The sequence below is a fragment of the Paenibacillus sp. J31R34 genome (assembly GCF_059383715.1).
The window spans coordinates 678,069-699,027 of record NZ_JBXENU010000003.1 but is presented as its reverse complement, the minus strand read 5'-3'; the positions used below and the strand labels follow the sequence as shown (position 1 = coordinate 699,027).

20 protein-coding genes are annotated in these 20,959 nt (G+C 48.3%); 2 read left to right on the top strand and 18 right to left on the bottom strand.

Translation table 11 applies throughout. From position 1 onward, the window contains the following. Positions 1–202 precede the first annotated feature (202 nt). Positions 203–1,390: an MFS transporter gene (locus AC50YG_RS12660; protein ID WP_494827131.1), complete on the top strand. Its 1,188-nt coding sequence runs from the start codon at positions 203–205 to the stop codon at positions 1,388–1,390. A 313-nt stretch (positions 1,391–1,703) separates the two neighbouring features. Here AC50YG_RS12660 and AC50YG_RS12655 read toward each other — a convergent pair whose 3' ends face one another. The 5 genes from AC50YG_RS12655 to AC50YG_RS12635 form a co-directional block, all read right to left on the bottom strand. Then, complete coding sequence (locus AC50YG_RS12655; protein WP_494827129.1) at positions 1,704–2,594, bottom strand: alpha/beta hydrolase family protein; 891 nt, start codon at positions 2,592–2,594, stop codon at positions 1,704–1,706. 33 nt (positions 2,595–2,627) lie between these two features. Continuing rightward, entirely contained in the window at positions 2,628–3,503 is an 876-nt protein-coding gene (locus tag AC50YG_RS12650) for a GyrI-like domain-containing protein (RefSeq protein WP_494827127.1), read from the bottom strand. Positions 3,504–4,036: 533 nt separating this feature from the next. Beyond that, on the bottom strand, positions 4,037–4,495 hold the full coding sequence (locus AC50YG_RS12645) for a GNAT family N-acetyltransferase (RefSeq protein WP_494827126.1): 459 nt from the start codon (positions 4,493–4,495) through the stop codon (positions 4,037–4,039). A gap of 119 nt (positions 4,496–4,614) precedes the next feature. Continuing rightward, positions 4,615–6,405, bottom strand: a complete 1,791-nt coding sequence (locus AC50YG_RS12640; protein WP_494827125.1) for an ATP-binding cassette domain-containing protein — start codon at positions 6,403–6,405, stop codon at positions 4,615–4,617. Continuing rightward, positions 6,402–7,262 (bottom strand): ATP-binding cassette domain-containing protein, encoded by an 861-nt coding sequence (locus tag AC50YG_RS12635; protein ID WP_473759284.1) that lies wholly within the window; start codon positions 7,260–7,262, stop codon positions 6,402–6,404. Before AC50YG_RS12635 ends, AC50YG_RS12640 begins: the two co-directional genes overlap by 4 nt. A gap of 124 nt (positions 7,263–7,386) precedes the next feature. On the opposite strand from AC50YG_RS12635, the gene AC50YG_RS12630 reads away from it, so the two are divergent. Beyond that, on the top strand, positions 7,387–8,016 hold the full coding sequence (locus AC50YG_RS12630) for a biotin transporter BioY (protein WP_473759285.1): 630 nt from the start codon (positions 7,387–7,389) through the stop codon (positions 8,014–8,016). Positions 8,017–8,156: 140 nt separating this feature from the next. On the opposite strand, the gene AC50YG_RS12625 is transcribed toward AC50YG_RS12630, so the two are convergent. The 13 genes from AC50YG_RS12625 to AC50YG_RS12565 all read right to left on the bottom strand — a co-directional run bounded on the left by AC50YG_RS12625 (position 8,157) and on the right by AC50YG_RS12565 (position 20,900). Continuing rightward, positions 8,157–8,648 carry a YlbF/YmcA family competence regulator gene (locus tag AC50YG_RS12625; protein ID WP_341282542.1) on the bottom strand — a complete coding sequence of 164 codons (492 nt, stop codon included), beginning with the start codon at positions 8,646–8,648 and terminating at the stop codon, positions 8,157–8,159. A 52-nt stretch (positions 8,649–8,700) separates the two neighbouring features. Beyond that, a complete protein-coding gene (gene miaB / locus AC50YG_RS12620) occupies positions 8,701–10,290 on the bottom strand; it encodes a tRNA (N6-isopentenyl adenosine(37)-C2)-methylthiotransferase MiaB (RefSeq protein WP_494827124.1) in 1,590 nt (529 codons plus the stop codon). Between the two features lie 229 nt (positions 10,291–10,519). Further along, positions 10,520–11,095 (bottom strand): phosphate propanoyltransferase, encoded by a 576-nt coding sequence (locus AC50YG_RS12615; protein ID WP_341282540.1) that lies wholly within the window; start codon positions 11,093–11,095, stop codon positions 10,520–10,522. Positions 11,096–11,312: 217 nt separating this feature from the next. Then, entirely contained in the window at positions 11,313–11,573 is a 261-nt protein-coding gene (locus AC50YG_RS12610; RefSeq protein ID WP_025335291.1) for a stage V sporulation protein S, read from the bottom strand. 138 nt (positions 11,574–11,711) lie between these two features. Beyond that, positions 11,712–12,506, bottom strand: a complete 795-nt coding sequence (locus tag AC50YG_RS12605) for a TIGR00282 family metallophosphoesterase (RefSeq protein WP_494827122.1) — start codon at positions 12,504–12,506, stop codon at positions 11,712–11,714. 77 nt (positions 12,507–12,583) lie between these two features. Further along, positions 12,584–14,125 (bottom strand): ribonuclease Y, encoded by a 1,542-nt coding sequence (rny, locus tag AC50YG_RS12600; protein WP_341282538.1) that lies wholly within the window; start codon positions 14,123–14,125, stop codon positions 12,584–12,586. 231 nt (positions 14,126–14,356) lie between these two features. Further along, positions 14,357–14,986 (bottom strand): RecX family transcriptional regulator, encoded by a 630-nt coding sequence (locus AC50YG_RS12595; RefSeq protein WP_494827120.1) that lies wholly within the window; start codon positions 14,984–14,986, stop codon positions 14,357–14,359. A 119-nt stretch (positions 14,987–15,105) separates the two neighbouring features. Continuing rightward, entirely contained in the window at positions 15,106–16,167 is a 1,062-nt protein-coding gene (gene recA / locus AC50YG_RS12590) for a recombinase RecA (RefSeq protein ID WP_341282536.1), read from the bottom strand. Between the two features lie 361 nt (positions 16,168–16,528). Continuing rightward, complete coding sequence (locus AC50YG_RS12585; RefSeq protein WP_473759289.1) at positions 16,529–17,776, bottom strand: competence/damage-inducible protein A; 1,248 nt, start codon at positions 17,774–17,776, stop codon at positions 16,529–16,531. 109 nt (positions 17,777–17,885) lie between these two features. After that, positions 17,886–18,461: a CDP-diacylglycerol--glycerol-3-phosphate 3-phosphatidyltransferase gene (pgsA, locus tag AC50YG_RS12580; protein WP_341282534.1), complete on the bottom strand. Its 576-nt coding sequence runs from the start codon at positions 18,459–18,461 to the stop codon at positions 17,886–17,888. A 222-nt stretch (positions 18,462–18,683) separates the two neighbouring features. After that, positions 18,684–19,175 (bottom strand): YajQ family cyclic di-GMP-binding protein, encoded by a 492-nt coding sequence (locus AC50YG_RS12575; RefSeq protein WP_046230783.1) that lies wholly within the window; start codon positions 19,173–19,175, stop codon positions 18,684–18,686. Between the two features lie 37 nt (positions 19,176–19,212). Then, positions 19,213–20,112: a helix-turn-helix domain-containing protein gene (locus tag AC50YG_RS12570; protein WP_473759290.1), complete on the bottom strand. Its 900-nt coding sequence runs from the start codon at positions 20,110–20,112 to the stop codon at positions 19,213–19,215. A gap of 20 nt (positions 20,113–20,132) precedes the next feature. Then, positions 20,133–20,900: a DUF3388 domain-containing protein gene (locus AC50YG_RS12565; protein ID WP_046230848.1), complete on the bottom strand. Its 768-nt coding sequence runs from the start codon at positions 20,898–20,900 to the stop codon at positions 20,133–20,135. Between the last annotated feature and the right edge of the window lie 59 nt (positions 20,901–20,959).

The following is a 20,959-nucleotide window of genomic DNA, read 5'->3' as shown; positions in this document are numbered from 1 at the left end:
CCACACTTCTGCTTCACGGTACTAGTAGCATTTATCTTAAGTAGAAAATATAAACCTCTACTGAAGGTAATTTGAAGTTTAACAAGCAAAGTCAAAAAATGATCCCTATTAACGCTTATTCGCCTTGTATAGACAACCGTATTTATGGGTGACAAAATGCGTGATCGTAGGCTAAAGTAGTGATGAAAGGGGTTTTATAAAAATGTCTACTGCTTCACAACGCTTGGTATTTACGATAGTTACGCTATTATACTGGACGTCGATGTACGTTTATGTACCGACATTATCGCCTTTTTTGAGCGGCCGAGGCTTGTCGATGCAGTTGATAGGCATTGTGCTTGGCAGCTATGGCTTTGTTCAAATGCTCATACGCTTCCCCGTTGGAGTTGCCTCTGACCGCTTCGGCAAGCGCAAGCCGTTTATAATACTGGGAATGGTGACTGCTCTCATAAGCTGCTTGCTGTTTCTAGTGCCCGGACACTGGCTATGGCCGCTCGGAGGCCGGGCAATGGCTGGCATATGCGCCTCGACATGGGTTGCTTTTACAGTTATGTATGCCAATTATTTTGCCGCAGAAGATGCTGCACGGGCGATGGGCAGCATTAGCGTGATGATCGTTAGCGGCCAAATGCTCGGCATGCTGATGAGCGGAACGGTGACCGATATGTGGGGAGATGCCGCACCTTTCATTACTGGGGCTGTTATCGCTGGGGTAGGGCTAGTGCTAGGCCTGCTTTTAAAAGAACCACCGAAACAGCCGCATGAGCGCGTCGGCATGACACTCGCAATGGCACGCAGCATTATCGGCACGAAGCTGCTGCTTCAAGTATCGCTGCTCTCCATTCTCGCACATGGCGTGCTGTTCATCACGATGTTTGGCTTTACGCCACTCAAGGCAGAGACGCTGGGCATTACTGGATATGGGCTGACTTTGATTGTTTTTGCCTTTATGCTGCCGCATGCGCTCGCTTCAATGTTTACGGCCAAATGGTTCGCCCCGCGCTTCGGCAATTGGGTTACCATTGGAATGGGCTTTGTGCTAAGCACAATATGTACGGTGTCCATTGCCTATACAGATTCTTTCGCGATGCTGGCGCTGACGCAAGCGATAAACGGCTTTGCCCAAGGCTTGCATTTGCCGCTACTGCTCGGACTTGCCATTCGTGATGTCCAGCCATCCGGGAGAGCCACTGCCATGGGCCTTTATCAGGCGGTATATTCGATTGGGATGTTTTCCGGCCCTTTTCTAGCCGGCTGGCTCAACGACAGCTGGGGCATGAGCAGCGGCTTCTGGTTCGGCGGCATGCTTGGTGCTGCCGCAGCGCTGCTTAGTGTGTGGTGGTATATGAAGGAGCGAACTACGAGCAGAAATGTTGCGGGGAATACATGATAAATCATTTTATTTTCATAGGTTGACTAGGGCGTGTCTGAGAACTCTAAGTGTTCGTTGAAAATAAAGTTCTAGACTGGAGTTGTTGATCTAATGTGGTTTTTCAAATATTAATTTGGCAGCCTTCGCAAAATAAGTTTTAGACTGTTCCAATAAAGTAAGCAGCGGCGGACTAAGACGTGAAAATAAAGTCTTAGACTGCCGCTGCTGTTTCAGCCAGTTTTTGAACTAACATTCCCCAGTTAGCGTAACGATTATTTAATCGAACTCTCATTTAACATTTGATTTCGACGGAAAGTGATTGTTCCTAATGTTAAGTCAACAGAAACTCTACTACTTCGGCCTTCAGCTTTTCGTGAAATTGCACGCGATCAAAGCCGGGCGGGTCTTGCGAGGGGGGAAAGGATGGTGAAATCATCTCAGCTGGGAAAGGAGTCAGGAAGGAATAATGTCCGGCATTCTCCACCGTCCGATAGCGAATCATTTGCGGTTCAGCAACACTATTCATGATGATCTGCGCGTGAAAAGGAGGTGTGTAAGGGTCTTGCTCGGCATCCAACATGAGAATGGGGAGCCGAACGTTGCTTAATGCTCCCTCATTACGGAACCAAACGGACGCCGGGGCTAGCAAAATCAGGGACCGGATGCGTGAATCATAAGGAACATCGATCTGCTGCGGCTTCCCATCCGGGCTCTCAGTAGGGAAGGAGGTCGGGATGCCGCCAGCTGCTGCAAGCGCGGTGTAGCCCCCCATGGAATGCCCGATGACCGAATGGCCTCCCGGCTGGAGAAGCCCCTTAAACCTCTCATCTTCAAAAAACCAGTCGGCTGCCATGCGAAGGTGCCGGGGGCGATAGGTGAGGTTTTGGACAGTACCTTCCAAACTATTATCGTTGCGGTTATTGAATGGATGTTCGAGCAGGCCAACGATAAAGCCGCTGCGCGCCAAATGCCGAGCGAGCGACCGGTACACAAGCGGTGAACCGCCTGTACCGTGTGAAATGAGGACTAGCCTAAATTTTCCATCCAGCGGTGCTGCGTCTCTGGACACCTCCAACGAGTACGGCCCTATCCTATCAGTCTGTTCCGGTGCATCTGTCGGATACACCACGATCATGGGAACGGTCACCCTCAATGTGTTGTCGGTAATTTTCACCTCGCAGCAACCTGCATATACTTCAACAATGTCTTCTATTTTGTTCATCTTGATCTCTTCCTCTCATTGAACTACATGCTCCTAATATGGCGAGCCAACGGGAATATATATGTCTAATACCGAATCCTCGTTCATCGGTCCTAGATATCGATGGTCGTAACGCACAAACTCCGGGCAATTAGTACGAACGCTGCCTGACTGGGGTAACCACGTTTCATAAATGTACTGGAACGTATGGTTGAGTCTCGATAATGTCCCCTTATGAGTAAAAACTGCATAAGTTACCACTGGGAGCAGCTTAGCGACCATTCCCAAGGGAACTACACTCTCCTCGCTAGCCACCTCGACACAAGCGATATACGTGATTTCCCATTTCCTACCTGTAAGTTCAATGACTGCATAAAATATGTCTTCCGTATCCGGCTTTCGCTCAATTTCAAACAAACGCTGCCTAAAGCTCCACCATAGCTTTCCGACCTCGTCCGAATTGACACCCGGTATTGACATACCGACCAGATTCAGCTTATTCAGGCAGACAAAAGCTGGCATGAGGGAGACGCTCTTATTCAAATGCTGTAGCCCCACTTCATCCAAAGGAAGCTTCTCCATTGCCCGGAACAGCGTGTCCTTCATGTCCCTTTGCTTTCGAAATTGTCCAGGCGAGATGGAGAACATTTTCCAAAAGGCTCGGGCGAAGGATTCCTGAGACTCGAACCGGTACAAGATGGCAATATCTATGATCCTTTGGTTGGTATAAAATAAATCGTATGCTGCTTGTGTCAATCTCCGCTTGCGTATGTACTCCGAGACGGAGTTTCTCGTAACCGATAGGAAGATCCGGTGAAAATGGTACGGCGAATAGCCCGCAGCCTCCGTAACCTTGGTGCTTAAGCTCTCATCGGTCAGATGATCCTCAATATAGGTAATGGCCTTGATTACCAAATCCTTATAATCCACTTTAATGCCTCCATATCGATATACTCACTTTACGACAGATGGAACGCTCTGTTTTGATATTTTTTGCGGAATTTCACTTTACTCAATAGGTAACACTACTTTCCAAGCGTAGATAGTTTCCTGATCAGCCACACTCTTCGGCTCGCCAAAAGAGCGACCTCTGGCAATTGCTCAGTCTCGCTGGTTTTAAACAAATCTGCCCGTCCCTCGGTTAATGATGTATCGTTAGTCTAAGACTTTATTTTCTTTCTACACTAAGGACAGCAAATTTTGCCGAATTTTCGTTCCATGCAAGGCGCGCTTGTGAATGCGTACCGGGGGTACCAAGCAAACGGTACGAAGCAGGGGGCGAAAAGGCGGTGAAAGGTGCCACTGAACGGGTTTTCAGACGCGCCCTAATCCAAATTATAGAAGCAGCGGCAGCCCTAGACGAGAAAATTATGTCTTAGGCTGTCGCTGTTTGATTGAACGATCGTTGTTTCTTTGTATTAATAACAGATTTAACTTCTAACCATATAACGCTAGCTGCTAGCTTACATATCTAAATATCTAGATAATCGAATCATATCTCTGCATTGAATTCCATTTTCATAAATTTCTTCTGAGTAATGCCTGATGAAAAAGTCTAAGTCAACACCAACTATTCTAAAACCGCACTTTTGATACAGAGCCAATTGTCCTATACTTGAATTTCCAGTACCGATTTCAATTGTAGTATATCCTCTCTCCCTGGCTGTTTGAACGGCATGCAAAACTAGCATTTTTCCTATTCCTCTTCCATGCATCGATTCCACAACGGCTATATTCACCAATTCAACCGTTTCAGGCCTTGTAGGCAGAAGCACATAAATTCCTATCATTTGATTGTTTTCCTCAGCTACAAAACACTCTCCTCGTTTAACGTATTCCTCAACAAGATTTTGAGAAGGATCTGCTAACAGCAATAGCTCCATTGTATAATTTTCGTTTGAGCCAAGTTTTCTAATTTTCATTTCCTGCTCCTTATACCTAAACGTGACATATCTAGCTGCTAATCATATTCTGAAGTTAAAAAGCTCTCCGGCCCCATCATCTTATAGAAAGTCAGTAAATCATTATGATCATAAAAGCTTTAAAGGGTAGCCCAAATATATAATACGACCGAGCCACTTACCGCTACTCCGAGCAGCAGTACATCCTGACGGCCAAATCGCAAGCGGAAGCCTTGGGTCGAACGAATCTCATTGTTGCCAATCCCTCTCGCCTCCAGCGCCTCTGCCATTTGCTCGGCTATTCGCAAAATTGAACGAATGTAGGGAATAATTGCCGATGCCAGCATCGAGGGCGGCAAAGCGCCGACTGGCGTAGTTGCTTTCCCCCGCGCATGGGCGATTTTCGCAAAGCGCTCCCATTCCTTTAGCAGCAGCGGAATAAATCGGAAAATTAAGGTCACGGTCAAGGTAATCGCTGAGATCGGGACTTTAAATCGGCTCATCCAGCCGAATGTTTGCTCCAGCGCCCGCTGAATCCGCAGCGGCGTCATAAGCAGCAGCATCGGCAGGCCAAGCAGCATGGCGCAAAAAAGCGTCGCCAAGCGGAGCATCGTTCGTGCCGATTGCTCCCAATCAAACGATAATGGCTGTAGATGTGCTCCGGCTACAACACCGAAGAGCAGAACGATTAAGGCGTAGGCTCGAATAAAACCGAGCCACGGCCGCATTTGAGTGCGCAGCGGCAGCCATATCGCGGCTGCAAGCGCTCCAGCAAGCAGCAAGCCGCTCCAGCTATGCTGCATGATGATGGTCGCCGCCAGCAGCATATAGGCGGCGATGAGCGCTCTTGGATCGAAGCGCGCCTCTAGGCGCTGCGCTTCGGGCTGCGCCGGCGGAAGTTGCCGGCGCTTAGGTTTAGGCAGCGGCGGCGAAGCGTTCGCCGCTGTGGGCTCTGCGCCCGGCGATGGGCGAAGCTCCATCGCAGGAGGCGCCTGCGGCGCGGCGAGCGGCATAGCCGCCGCGCCAGGCAGCGCCGCTGCGGCCGGGGCGTCCGCCCGGCCGCTCTGCGGCTGCGCGGCGGCGGCATGGATCGCCGCCGCAAGTGCCTTCGGCGCCGGCCATACGGCGGCGCCACCGCCCGGCGGCTGCGCCGCGAAGCCGCGCAGCTTCGCCAGCGCGCGCAGCGCCTGCGGCGCAGCTGCATCTGCAGCGTGGGCATTCGCCCACGCCGATGCAGCGACCGCTTCGCGGACCAAGCCGTCCACGACCACGACGACTTCGTCCGCAAGCGGCAGCAGCGCGCCCGGATCGTGCGTTGCCACGACCGCTCCGCGCCCAGCCGCCTTGTGCGCCGCTAATACGGCGCACAAGCGGCTGATGCCCTCGGCGTCCAGCCCCGCCGTCGGCTCATCCAGCAGCAGCCATTGCGGCTTGCATGCCAGCAGGCAAGCCAGTGCGAGTCGCCGCTGCTGTCCGCCGCTGAGCGACCAAGGATCGCGGGCAAGCAGCTCGGCAGGCAAGCCTGCTGCTTGCAGCGCATGCTGGAGCCGCCGTTCCTTCTCCGGCGGCTCCAGCTTATACGGCTTCAGTGAATAGAGGAGCTCCTCCTTCACGGTCGCCGCAAACCATTGGGACTCCGAATGCTGGAGCGCTATGCCCGTATTCAGCACGACGCTGCGGCTAAGACGTCTGCGTCTTCCCTTTTTCACCCAAAGCAAATCAGCACCAAGCGCAATCTCACCCCCGCTTAGCTTGCGGAGCCCTGCCATTGTTTCCAACAGCGTGGATTTTCCTGCACCATTGCTGCCGATAAGCAGCGTAATCGTACCTTCTTTAAATACGAGCTTTTCTTTTATAGCCAGAAGCGTTTGGTCTCGTTCTCCTGCTGCACAGACGCGTACGGCTTCCAGCCTCCAGCTAAAATCGATCATCTTTGCAGCGCCTCCGCGAGCCTGTCTACGGTCAAAGGCAGAGGCTTTAAAACGATGCCCAGCTTCTCCAGCTCCCAAGCTGTCTGTACCGCATAGGGGGCCTCAAAACCGAGCAGCTCGCACCAGCTCCGCCCTCCTTCTTCATTTCCCGTCCCCTTTTCAATACCACTGCGCTCATAAAACATCTCCGTCGTCCCGTCAAAAACGAGTCGCCCCTGCTCCATCACGACGACTCGATCACCATGTCGCAGCTCAGCCAGCTTTTGCGTAATCCATATGATCGTGCTCCCTGCAGCGTGAAGCTCGCGCACTTGCTCGCAGGTGGCCAGACTTGCTTCAGGATCCAGCATTGCAGTCGCTTCATCGAGCACAAGCACAGGGGCTTTTACCGCCAGACAACCAGCAATGGCTGTCAGCTGCTTCTGCCCGCCCGACAAAGTGCCAACCGCTTGGTCCTTCCGTTCCAGCAAGCCGGTTAAACCAAGCGACTCCTCCGCAAGCGCAGCTATCGCCTCGCTGTTAATCCCATGCTGCTCCAGCATCAATACAATATCCTCCCAAGGCGTTGCGCCAAGCATGGAGGCCTCGGGCTGCTGCATGACAATTGGAATCGGTTTATTGTAGGCAGCAAGCTTCGCTCCAAGCAAATAGGTCCCGCTTTTCTCACCCACAGGAAACCCGGCAATGACTTTAGCGAGCGTACTTTTCCCACTCCCATTGCTCCCCAGCAGCGTCAGCCAATCCCCTTCGTTCAGAGTGAAACTGACATCTTTAATAATGGGAAGCTGCTCACTTGCCATGTCAAAAACGCGTGGCCTAACCGTCAGACCTTCAACTTGTATCAAATAATCGTGCAAAAAATTTCACCTGCCCTCTTCCCCAAAGCGCCGCTCTGTGCTACAATCCATTTTGTTAACCATAAATGAATAATATATGGTTAACATTATAAAAGCAATCATCATTTTAAAGGAGACGATTTCATTGATCAAACGCAGTACGAATATTCGCAGCCTGGTGTACATAGCCTTATTCGCTGCCTTATTTATTGTCATGAGCAGCCTTCAATTCAAGTTTGCCGCCTCACCCGTACCGATAACTCTGCAAACGCTGGCCGTTGCGCTCGCGGGACTATTCCTCGGTGCACGCAATGGATTTTTATCCATTTTGATTGTCGTTGTACTAGCAACGATCGGGCTTCCGCTTATTAACGGAAATGGCGGCTTCGGCATGATAGCCGGACCTACCGGCGGTTTTCTCGTAGCCTTCCCCTTTTGCGCTCTGCTTGTAGGCTTCTTCTCATCCAAGCTGCTTCATAGCTCTTTTGCAGCAAAAAACCGCATCGCAACCGCTATTTTGCTGTTTGTCATTTTCGAGCTGTTTAGTTCTTTTTTCGCTTATGTAATTGGAATTCCTTGGCTAATGCAAGTAACAGGCCTCTCCTTTCAAAAAGCAATGATTAATGGCTGCTACCCATTCCTGCCAGGCGATGCTGCCAAGTCCGTATTGGCGGTCATTATAACGATGGCGTTAAAGCCGTATATTTTAAGGATTCAAGCTTCAACTGGCAAGAAAAATACAGAAGCCGCTGCTTCATTCCCGACAGCCGTTTAATGCGTACGCATTTATAATGCACTCTACCGTACTTTCTTTATAAAAAAAGGGGCTGCAAGCAATGGTATTTCGCCATTGCGCAGCCCCTTTCCTGTTTCATTCGCTTTCCCGATTCCACGAACGAAAGTCTAGACAAGTCGTTAGTCGCACTCAGCAGGCGCTTCCTCAGAGCCTGCCTCAACGTTGATTTTCTCAGAAACCGTATCCCGTACAATGGAAATAACGAGCTGCAGCAAATAGTTGATGTCGGACTGGCTTTGCTGGAATTCCGTTACGATCGGAATGCCGTCCAGCTCATCCTGAAGCACTTCCATTTCCTGCTCGATCTTTTTGACCATCGTTTCGTTTTTGAAAGTCGTTTCAAAGGCGACAAGTTCCTTTTGCTTTTTCTTCACAGTCGCAATCAATTCCTGAATTTTCGTATTGCCTTGAATTTGGTTTTCCGCACGGCGGTACTGCTGCACTTCCTCAGAAGTATAAATCAGGTCAGCAAGCTCTTTCGCCTTCTTCATAATGTCTTCGCGAATTAGCAAATCACGCGTATCAAACTTTGGAATCCCGCATCCTTCGCCATGCTCATGATGGTGATGGCCATGCTCCGTATTTCCTTGGACCGTTTGTTGCTCAGACATTTATCATCTCTCCTGTAATTGGTATCAAGTTTTGCTGTTAACCTTTTATCGTTTAGAGCACAACCACTTCGCGCAATTGCGTTTCTGTAGGCTCTGCTTTAATATACCAGGTTTTCGCTTCCGTCACTTTCGCTTCAATAAGCTGCCCAATCCATTCCTGCGGACCTTCCAAATGAACGAGCTTGTTCGTACGAGTACGTCCAGCTAGCACATTAGCGTTATTTTTGCTCTCACCTTCAATCAGCACCTCGATTGTCGTGCCGATCAACCGCTGATGGCTTTCCAGGCTCATCTGTTTAAGTAAATCATTCAGACGCTGCAGCCGACGCTTCTTGACATCAAGTGGAACATTATCCTCCATACCGGCAGCAGGCGTACCTTCACGCGGCGAATAGAGGAAGGTATAGGCGGAGTCAAAGCCCACCTCGCGAACGAGCGAGAGCGTGTCCTCGAACTGCTCATCCGTTTCGCCAGGGAACCCGACGATAATATCAGAGGTCAGCATCGCATCCGGGATAGCCGCCTTAATTTTACCTACAAGCTCTAAATACATTTCACGCGAGTATTTGCGGCTCATCCGTTTAAGCACTTCCGTGCTGCCCGATTGAACAGGCAGATGAATATGCTCGACCAAATTGCCCCGCTGTGCCAGCACCTCAATGAGATGATCATCAAAATCTCTAGGATGGCTCGTTGTAAAACGAACGCGCGGAATGTCGATTTTAGACATATCGTGCATGAGATCGCCAAAGCGATAGGCGATATCTTCAAAATCTTTGCCATAAGCGTTCACGTTTTGCCCCAGCAGCGTCACTTCCTGGAAGCCTTGTCTCGCCAGCTCCCTTACCTCGGCAATGACGTCCTCCGGCCTGCGGCTCCGCTCCTTGCCCCTTGTGTAAGGCACAATGCAGTACGTGCAAAATTTATCGCAGCCATACATGATGTTAACCCAAGCCCGCATGCCTTCACGTTTCTTCGGCATGTTTTCAATAATATCGCCTTCTTTGGACCATACCTCGACAACCATCTCTTTGCTGAAATAGGCATTTTGCAGCAGGAATGGCAAGCGGTGAATGTTATGCGTGCCAAAAATCATATCGACGAAGGAATGCTTTTGCAAAATACGTCCGACAACCGATTCCTCCTGCGACATGCAGCCGCATACGCCGAGCAGCAAGCCCGGCTTCTGCTGCTTCAGCACCTTAAGATGTCCCAGCTCCCCGAATACTTTATCCTCGGCATTTTCCCGGATCGCACATGTATTAAGCAGCACCACATCCGCCTCAGTCCGATCGTCCGTCGCCGTATAGCCCATTTCCTCGAACATGCCCTTCATAACTTCCGTGTCATGCTCATTCATTTGGCAGCCGTACGTTTGAATCAAATAAAACTTGCCTTTGCCCAGCGTCCGGAATTCCTCCGGTATGGAAAAATCATAATGAACCTCTATGTCCTCTTTGCCCCGTTTTTTCTCTTCCTTGTGGTTCGGAGCAGCATTGATTTGAATATTGCGCCCTTTGATTCGATAGGTGATTTTGCCGTCTTCCTCGCTAAGCACCTTCGCATCAGAGAAATCAAAATATTTCGAGTAATCCCTATCTTTATTAGCGGCTTTCAAATCCGCCGAGTTCCCCTTTGTCATGCTTTAGTCACATCCTTATATCCTTGTGCTCACCCGTGTTTAAACATCAATAAGAAATTATAACACATATAAGTCCATCGAATCCATTATTGATGCTGCTAATGCTCTATTTTTTCCAACAAATCTTGAAAACGCCTTCCTATTTTGCTTTAAAAAATATAAAAACGGACAGCAGCTCATTCGCTGCTATCCGTTTCAATAATAAGTAGGACCTACTACAAAATAATGATTAGCCTACAATTTCAGCTGTATCGCCATTTTTAATGCCAGCCGCATTCGCTTCGTCCGTATCAATATGCATGTCGAGTGCAAAGTCTGGGGATACACGGGCGATCACTTCCTCAAATACGACGCCACGATCTCCGCCAAAACGCACTTTCAGCTTTTGCTTGTCGGCAATGCCCCACTTTTCAGCATCGCTCGTATGGAAATGAATATGACGCGCTGCAACGATAACGCCTTCCTCAATCGTCACTTCTCCAGCTGGACCTTTCAGTGTAATGCCAGCGGAGCCGCTAATATCACCGGATTCGCGAACCGGCGGGTTTACGCCAATCGAGAAAGCATCCGTACGTGAAACTTCAAGCTGTGTCGCCTTACGGACAGGCCCAAGAATTCTTACTTTAGGAAAAGAAGATTTCGGTCCGATTACGGCAACCGTTTCATTTGCTGCATATTGTCCTGGCTGAGAGAGTGCTTTCGCCTCCGTCAGCTCGTAGCCTTCTCCAAATAAAATCGCGACATGCTCTTCAGATAAATGAATATGGCGTGCCGATACCCCTACAGGTACTAGTTTTTGTGTCATTGCATTTACTTCCCTTCGCTTATTGATCTGCTTTACTTGCCACAAGGATCATGCGCCTTATCTGCAACCTGCTCAATAATCATAACATTTATTTGTTTTAACTCACAACAACATATGTCACTATAAAGCAAAAAACCTGCTTACGCGAGTGTAGGCAGGCGTTACATTTGAACTTTTTTCTACATTTCTCTAACGACTTAAGGCTTCGTTTAAGCGCTTATCTAGGCTCAACAATGAGCTTAATCGCCGTCCGATCCTCGCCATCAATCACAATGTCTGTAAATGCTGGTATACAAATTAAATCCACCCCGCTGGGAGCAACAAATCCTCGCGCAATTGCAACTGCCTTAATCGCTTGATTTAGTGCACCCGCCCCGATAGCTTGTAATTCAGCGGCGCCGCGTTCACGTAAAACTCCGGCCAGCGCACCTGCAACGGAATTTGGATTGGACTTTGCTGAAACTTTTAATACATCCATAAAAATGTACCTCCTCGGGAATGATGGATGGATTCCACTACTAGCAATAGTATTCGAGAGAGGTAGAAAAATTCCTGCTTTTATCGCCGAAATTAACGAACTGTTCTGAATCATCTAAATTTTAAACAAAAAAGACTGCTACATGAGCAGCCAATCTTCTTCAACCAGTCTGATTTTTTGGAGTTTGGTCGTTTCGCCTGTCGCATCATCGATTTGGATCGACACGCCATGCAAATGCCACTTGCCTTCATCCACGACAAAACGTGTAGGCATTTGAGTCATAAACCGATGCAGCACCGCATTGCGCTCCATCCCCAGCACTCCGTCCTTCGGGCCCGTCATGCCCACATCCGTCAAGTAGGCTGTGCCGCCTGGCAAAATCGTGTCGTCATTCGTCTGAACATGCGTATGCGTTCCTACAACCACAGATGCATGTCCAGCCAGATGCCAGCCCATTGCAATTTTTTCCGAAGTCGCTTCCGCGTGAAAATCGACCAAAATATTTTTCGTCGTTTCATGCGCCACCTCGATTAGCTCATCCGCTTTGCGGAATGGACAATCAATCGGCGGTAAAAACGTTCTTCCCTGCAAATTTATAATCGCCAGCTGCTTGCCGTTCGCTTTAATGATCGCCATGCCTCGTCCCGGCGTTCCTTCCGCGTAGTTCGCAGGTCTTACGATACGGGGCTCATCATCAATCCAATCAAAAATATCTTTGTTATCCCATGTATGATTGCCCATCGTAATCCCGTGAACACCGCATTCAAACAGCTCATTGACAATGTTTTTAGTAATGCCCCGGCCTGCTGCTGCATTTTCACCGTTCACGATAATAATATGCGGGTTGTATTTCGATTTAAGCGCTGGAAGCACTTGCTTAACGGCTGCACGCCCTACACTTCCAACAATATCCCCAATAAATAATACGTTCATTGCTGCTCACTTCCTTTTACCTATTCAGACAGGAAAAGTGGCTGCAGGGCAGCCACTTTTCCGCGTTGCTATGCTGTTTACTTCGCGTATTCCACAGCCCGAGTCTCACGAATAACGGTGACTTTGATGTGGCCTGGATAATCAAGCTCACTTTCAATCTTCTTCGTAATGTCGCGAGCGAGTCGGAATGCTTCTGTATCGTCAATCTTCTCAGGCTGTACCATAACGCGTACTTCACGTCCGGCCTGGATGGCATACGATTTCTCAACACCATCGAATGACTCCGAAATATTCTCCAGCTTCTCCAGACGCTTGATGTACGTTTCGAGCGTCTCACGGCGTGCGCCTGGACGTGCTGCCGACAAAGCGTCAGCTGCACCAACCAGCATTGCGATAACCGAAGTGGCTTCACAATCGCCATGGTGGGAAGCAATACTGTTAATAACAACAGGATGCTCTTTGTATTTCTTGGCCAGTTCAACGCCAATCTCAACGTGCGAGCCTTCAACCTCATGGTCAAGTGCTTTACCGATGTCATGCAGCAAGCCTGCACGCTTTGCGAGTGTAATATCCTCGCCCAGCTCGGCAGCCATAAGTCCAGTCAAGTAAGCAACCTCCATGGAGTGCTTGAGCACGTTTTGACCGTAGCTTGTCCGATACTTGAGTCTTCCCAAAATCTTAATCAAGTCAGGATGCAAGCCATGTACACCCACCTCAAAAGTAGCTTGCTCCCCGTATTCACGGATACGCTCATCCACTTCCTTGCGTGATTTCTCAACCATCTCTTCAATACGAGCAGGATGGATACGTCCGTCAGCGACAAGCTTCTCAAGTGAAGTTCGGGCAATTTCACGCCGGATAGGATCGAAGCCAGACAGGATGACCGCTTCCGGTGTATCGTCGATAATGAGATCGATACCGGTCAATGTTTCCAGAGCGCGGATATTACGACCTTCGCGTCCGATAATGCGGCCTTTCATTTCCTCATTCGGTAAGGAGACGACTGATACAGTCGTTTCTGCTACGTGATCAGCCGCACAACGTTGGATAGCGAGCGATATAATATCACGTGCCTTTTTATCTGCTTCTTCTTTAGCCTGCTGCTCGATTTCCTTGATCATCTGCGCTGTCTCATGTCGTACTTCCTGTTCAACATTAGACAAAATAATCGATTTCGCACCTTCCATCGTCAAGCCGGAAATTCGCTCCAGCTCGCTAAGCTGCTGCTTATAGATGGTATCAATCTGTTCTTGGGTTTCATCGATCCGTTTCTCTTTGTTGGCAACTAATTCTTCTTTGCGTTCCAGCGCTTCTAATTTTTTATCCAACGACTCCTCTTTCTGGAGTAAACGTCTGTCCTGACGCTGAACCTCATTACGACGTTCACGAATGTCTTTTTCAGCTTCGGTACGAAGTTTGTGGACTTCATCTTTCGCTTCCAGCACCGTTTCCTTCTTCTGGGCTTCTGCTTCTTTTTTCGCATTTTCTACGATTTGGATAGCAGCCTGCTCAGCACTGGAAATTTTGGCTTCGGCAATCGACTTTCGAATAAAATAACCAACTCCAAAGAAAATAACGCCAACAACGAGACTGATCAAGATCGTCCAAATAGGATCCATCCTCTTGTTCACCTCCTCGTTGCATTCACAAAAGCAAACGCTTGGAATGATATTTGATTTTAGTCGGTTTCCATACCGTTTTCATCTTCTAACAACTTGCCGAAAATAATCTTCTCAAATCAATTTTTGGAAGGAAAATAGATTTGATGTGGAAGGAATACAAACTCATTTTATCTTTTGGTAAAATCACTTGTCAAGCAAAAGCCCAAGTTGATCTTTTTGCTTCATTGATTATGCATTCTCTTCCGCTGATTTTACTGCGGCTTTAATAATGTCTACAGGAAAGCCCCTTCGTATTAAAAATGCCGCCAGCTTGCGTCTGCGCTCAAACGGCTCTCCTTTTATGCTTCGCCATTTTTTGGAAGCGGTAGCAATAGCTGTGTTCAACTCCATATCACTGTCAATTGCTGAAGTAGCAGCAAGCGCTGCTGTTTTTGACACGCCCCGCTGCATAAGTTCCTGCTGAATGTAACGCCTGCCTTTCTGGCTGCTTTTCATTCGCTGAGCAGCAAATTGCATCGCATACTGTTCATCATCCACAATATGTTCCTTTTCTAAACGCTCTATGGTGTAATTAATATGATCCTGAGCAATTAGCTTCCGATGCAGATACTGCTCTATCTGCTTGCCTGTCCGCGGCTTGAAGCCCAAATAATAAACAGCCATCGCATAAGCGCGATACCGCTCGTCCTCGCTGCCAATTTCTTCTATTTGCGACTCTGTCAGAAGTTGTCCTTTAAACAGCGTATGGCGGATCAACAGATCCTCATGAACCGATAAAATCGGCTCTTCGCCTTCCGCGAATATAAGATAGCGGCTTCGGTGCTTACTGTCTTTCTCGACCGCTCTGATTTCAATCATAGGCCCTCCAAATTACATTTTGCAACTAGTTGTAAATGTTGCCTAAAACAAGTTCGCCGTCCCTAAAAAGGAACGGCGTCGTCATTATTAATTATCCATTTCGCTACTAATTTAGCGTATTAATCCAATTCAGACTCGTCGAAATCGTCTTCGTCCTCTTCTTCTTTACCAAGCCCTGTCGCCTGAGTGGCAGTCGCTACCAAATTGCTGGCATCACGAATCTGCTTGTCAATGACGTCGGCAATATCTGCATGATCTTTCAAAAACTGCTTAGCATTTTCCCGGCCTTGACCGAGACGCTCGCCATTGTAGGAAAACCACGCACCGCTTTTTTGTACAATATCGAGTTCAACACCCAGATCAACAAGCGTGCCCTCTTTGGAAATGCCCTCACCATACATAATGTCAACCTCGGCTTGCTTAAACGGCGGAGCCACTTTGTTTTTGACAACTTTAATACGTGTACGGTTACCAATCATATCATTGCCTTGCTTCAGTGTCTCAATACGGCGGACATCAAGACGTACGCTGGAATAAAATTTCAAAGCGCGTCCACCTGGTGTCGTCTCAGGGTTACCGAACATAACGCCGACCTTCTCACGCAGTTGGTTAATAAAGATCGTAATCGTCTTCGATTTGCTGATGGCGCCAGACAACTTGCGAAGTGCCTGAGACATTAGACGTGCTTGCAAACCAACGTGCGAGTCACCCATGTCGCCTTCGATCTCAGCCTTAGGTACAAGTGCCGCAACGGAGTCAATAACAACAATGTCAACCGCGCCACTACGAACGAGCGCTTCTGCGATTTCTAGCCCTTGCTCCCCTGTATCTGGTTGGGAAAGCAGCAATTCATCGATATTGACACCTAGCTTGCTTGCATATAACGGATCAAGTGCATGCTCTGCATCGATAAAGGCAGCTTGTCCACCTGCACGTTGAACTTCTGCAATCGCATGAAGCGCAACGGTCGTTTTACCAGAAGATTCGGGTCCATATACTTCAATAATACGTCCTCTCGGGAAACCCCCGATTCCAAGTGCGATATCTAAAGCAAGCGAGCCGCTCGGCACGACCTCCACTTGCATATGTGTTGATTCCCCTAGTTTCATAATAGAGCCCTTGCCGAATTGTTTCTCAATTTGACGCATAGCCATATCTAACGCAGCACGACGATCAGCCAATCAACTCACATCCTTCGTTATTTATAATATAATGATAACCTTTTTCCGACCCTTTGCCAAGCACTTTTTCGAACATACATTCGTTTTTTTTGTGAAGACGACGGTAGGCATGCAGCTTTGAAATTTCTAAAAATATAAGCATTTATAAGTTTTTCACGTATAAATTAGGCTTATATTTCTCGGACTGAAACACGATGTGCCGCCAGAGGACGGCAACAGATGTTTCACCTTGAACCAAACAAAAAAAACCGCAGCAAAGTTATCTTCGCCACGGTTCTTCCGTAAGTTGTGTTCAGTATACGCCCGTTTCCGGCAAAAAGCAACACCTTTCGCCTGGCTTTGGACATTCTACTTCTGATCTTTAGTTCTGGATAGCAAGCCACAAACGGTACAGAAGCGTTTTCACAGCACGTACGCGAATAATCGTCCGGCTGCCGCTTAATTGAAGCGGATAAACCGCCGTCTCCTTGCCACGCTCGGCAATAGCTATATAAACAAGTCCTACAGGCTTGCCTTCGCTTTCTGCGGGCCCTGCCACACCTGTTATAGACGCGCCAAAGTCGCTGTCTGCAAGCTGCTGTATCCGCTCAGCCATTAACGCAGCTGTCGATTCGCTGATCGCGCCAGGTGCCCCTTCGCCCTCTAGCTGTGCCAAAGGTATGCCAAGCAGCGCATGCTTCATCTCATTCGTATACGTTACAACGCCGCCCGTATATTCCCCACTGCTTCCTGGAACGCTCGTAATCAGCTCAGCTAACAGACCGCCGCTGCAGCTCTCAGCACTGGCCAGCTTGCGTCTGCTCGCACGAAGCAGTCTTATGACCGCCTCCTCCAGTGGAATGTCTTCTTGGGCATACAGATGCTCTCCAATGCGTTCAATAATCTGTTCCACTGTCGCATCTATCTTGCTGTCAGCCTCTGCCTGCGTTGCCGCTTTCGTGGAAACACGAATAGCTACCTCGCCTTCCTTCGCATAAGGAGCAATTGTCGGATCAACCTGTGCTTCAATTAAATCGAGCAGCTTAGCCTCCAAGTTGGACTCCCCAATACCTGCGAACTTAAGCAAACGCGAATAAAGCGGCTGCTCGTGTCCCAGAAGCGTCAGCAGCCATTCCTTGCCCGGCCCGTCGATCATCGGCTTCATTTCCCTAGGAGGCCCAGGCAGCAGCATGTAATGCGTGCCATCCTCTGTCAGGGCGTTGCCTACGGCAAGGCCCGCCGCATTGTGCAGCGCCACGCTGCCATCGATAGACAATGCCTGTCTGCGATTGCTTTCAACCATATGCATGCCTCTTGAGCTGAACAGCTCTTCGATTTTATCCATAGAAGGCTTGTGCAAGGACAAACCGCGGTTCAAATAAGCAGCCAGCACATCCTTCGTCAAATCATCAAGCGTAGGTCCTAAGCCTCCGGTAAACACGAGCAAGTCGGCGCGTTCTCTCGCTGTTACAATCGCTCTGCGAATACGTTCTGGATTGTCTCCGACTACCGATTGAAAATATACATCTATGCCAAGCCCAGCCAGCTCTTGGGACAAATACTGTGCATTTGTATTTACAATCTGTCCAAGCAGCAATTCAGTACCTACTGCTATAATCTCTGCTTTCATGCTATTCATCCTCCTTTAGGTAATGGCAGCGCTATAATTCGGTAAGCAAAAGCATCCTCCCCGAAACAGGGAAGATGCTTTTCAAAAAACGGCAAAGCGCGTTTCATCGTTATTCTACCGGTATTAAATGTTTATTTTTCACAAAATAATCAATTCCGGAATAGAGCGTAATCGCAACTGCGACCCAGCTTGCAATCAAATCGAATGGAAACGAGATGAAGGCGAACGGGAAATTGTTAAGCAAAAGCGATATGATCATCGTAATTTGTATAGCTGTTTTCCACTTGCCCCATTTACTAGCCGCCATTACACTGCCCTCAAGCAGCGCAATTTGGCGAAGTCCAGTAACAGCGAATTCACGGCTAATAATCAGAATGGCAATCCAACCAGCCAGCTTATCCATCTCCACCAGTGAAATCAGTACAGCCGCAACAAGCAGCTTGTCAGCGAGTGGATCAAGAAGCTTGCCCAAATTGGTTACAATTTTGTTCTTGCGGGCGATATACCCGTCCAAACCGTCCGTACTCGCTGCCACAATAAAAATAATTGCCGCAATAATCTGGTTATATGTAATGGAATAGTCATCAAATACAACTGAGCCCACATTCATATTAACGAGTAGGAAAACCATAATAATTGGCACTAAAATAATTCTAACCAGCGTAATTTTATTGGCGAGATTCATGCCTTTTCCTCCCCGAATAAAACAAAATCTGTCCTGCCATTGCGCGTCATTACACTCACCTGTTCTGTCATCTGCGTCTCCCCAGATCCCTTCCGCGAAACTATCTTACCAAGTATAATACATTGCTTAATCTGGTGTCAAAATGAAGAAAAACAGGTTTAACAAAGCCCCCTTCTCCCGCCAAATAGCGAAAAAAGAGGACCTCTATACCGTCACATGCGGTTAACGATAATTTGTGAATTGCAGCTCAATCGGCAAATTAGCACCGCGCAGTAAATTCATAACGGCTTGCAAGTCGTCACGGCTTTTGCCACTTACGCGAATTTGGTCGCCTTGAATCAGGCTTTTCACCTTTAGCTTCGAATCGCGAATCAAAATATTAATTTTTTTGGAGTGCTCCTGATCGATGCCCTGCTTGAGCTTAACATGCTGGCGAACGGTATTCGCCGAAGCCGACTGAATTTTGCCGTAATCCATATTTTTGATCGGCACGCCGCGTTTAATCATTTTCGATTGCAAAATATCAATAACGCTGTTGAGCCTGTATTCATCGTCAGAAACGAGAACCAGCTCTTCATTTTCAAGCTTAATGCTGCTCTTGCTTCCTTTGAAATCAAAACGCGTCTCGATTTCACGCTCCGCCTGCTGAATCGCATTGTTTAGCTCCTGCATGTCCACCTTGGACACAATATCAAATGAACTTTCTGAAGACATGTAACTCCACTCCCCTATAAAATAGCTTTAATCACTGTTACGGCGTAGCCGAGACAGTCGCTTCCGGACTGCCTGTATTCGCCGATGCCGCCGGATTCAGCTGAATTTTTTTCGAGCCTGCCCGATCCCCATCTGGAACAAGCACGCCATCAACTGAAATCGTGACCAGATCGGCGCGGCCTACGTTAATATATAACGGCTGCGTCAATTCAAAGTTCAGCGTAGAGCCGTCGTTTGCATTTTCCGATAGCAGCGCGCTGCCCTTAGATCCACCTTCGCGAACTTCCATCCAGCTTTTTCCGCCAGCGACCTTGATTTCCAGCTTGTGAACGGCTGTTCCTGGACCTACATCATAATGGTCGACCTTGCCGATTTTCGATGAAAAAGTAACCGTCACATCCTCCTGAATCGTCGGAGTAGGAGATGGAGTAACCGTAGGTGCAACAGCACCCGTTGTCGCTCCAGCTTCCGGTGTCGGCGTAGGCGGCGCAGATTCATCGGTAATTTTCGTTCCTTGATCGATCATATCAGACGGTTTGTCTTTTTGATTTATGACAAAAATCCATACGACCGCCACAATCAAAATCAAAAATGACCACATCATCACATTAAAGCCTAACTTGCCAATACGGTCAGAGCCGACAGACTGTACGCGTCTGGGCGGCCTTGTCGTAACAGGCTCCGTTAACGTCTCTGTAATGGTATTCGGTACTTCCTTCTCGTGCAGGCGCAGCACCTCTTCGGTATCAAGTCCTACAGCCTCGCAATAATTTTTCACGAAGGCCCGTAAATAGAAGCTTCCCGGCAGCACGCTGTGATCGCCGGTTTCAATGGCTTCGAGGTAGCGTTTGCGAATTTTCGTCGTTTCCTGAATATCGTCAAGCGTCAGCCCGCGTTCTTCACGCGCCTTGCGGAGCAGCGCTCCAAGATTAGACATGCCTGCTTCCTCCTTTCAGCTTAAAAATCATCCGAGTAATTTGCAGTGAACGATTCGTACGTTATTTCCTCATCCGGCGTATTGCGCAGCTCTATTATAATATCAAAATGGCTGTGATCGTATTGGGATTCTTTAATAAAAATATCGGGATGCTCAATGACCTTCGTCGAAGGCATTGCCATAATTTCCTGTAGCAAGGCATGATGGCGCTCATTGGAACGAATCGTACTCACAATGCCGTCGATGATAAAAATATTATTTTCGTTCATTTCTTCTTCCGACAGCTGGCTTCTTACCGTTTGGCGCAGAAGCGTAGAAGAAACAAACGCCCACCGTTTATTAGAGCATACGCTGCCAGCGATGATGGATTCCGTTTTTCCTACGCGCGGCATGCCACGTAAACCTATAACCTGATTACCTTCACGTTTAAACACTTCGCCAAGAAAATCAACGAGAATACCAAGCTCATCCCGTGTGAAACGGAATGTTTTGCGATCGTCAGAATCACGTTCGATATATCTTCCATGGCGCACAGCCAAAATATCTACGATAGTTGGTGTACGCAGCTTGTTCACTGTAATGTTATCAACCTTTTTCAGCATTTTGCCGAGCAGCACGATTTTTTCTTCATCATCGGTTTGCAGAAGCATGCCACGCGTCCGGTCTTCCACACCGTTAATCGTCATTATATTTACTTCCAGCATACCAAGCAAAGAAGCTATATCACCGAGCAAGCCTGGCCTATTCTTATGTATCTTATATTCCATATACCATTGTTTTGATTCCAGCCTAATCACCATCCCAGCACATTGTTGACCATACATATCCAGTTGTCCGTCAAAATCTT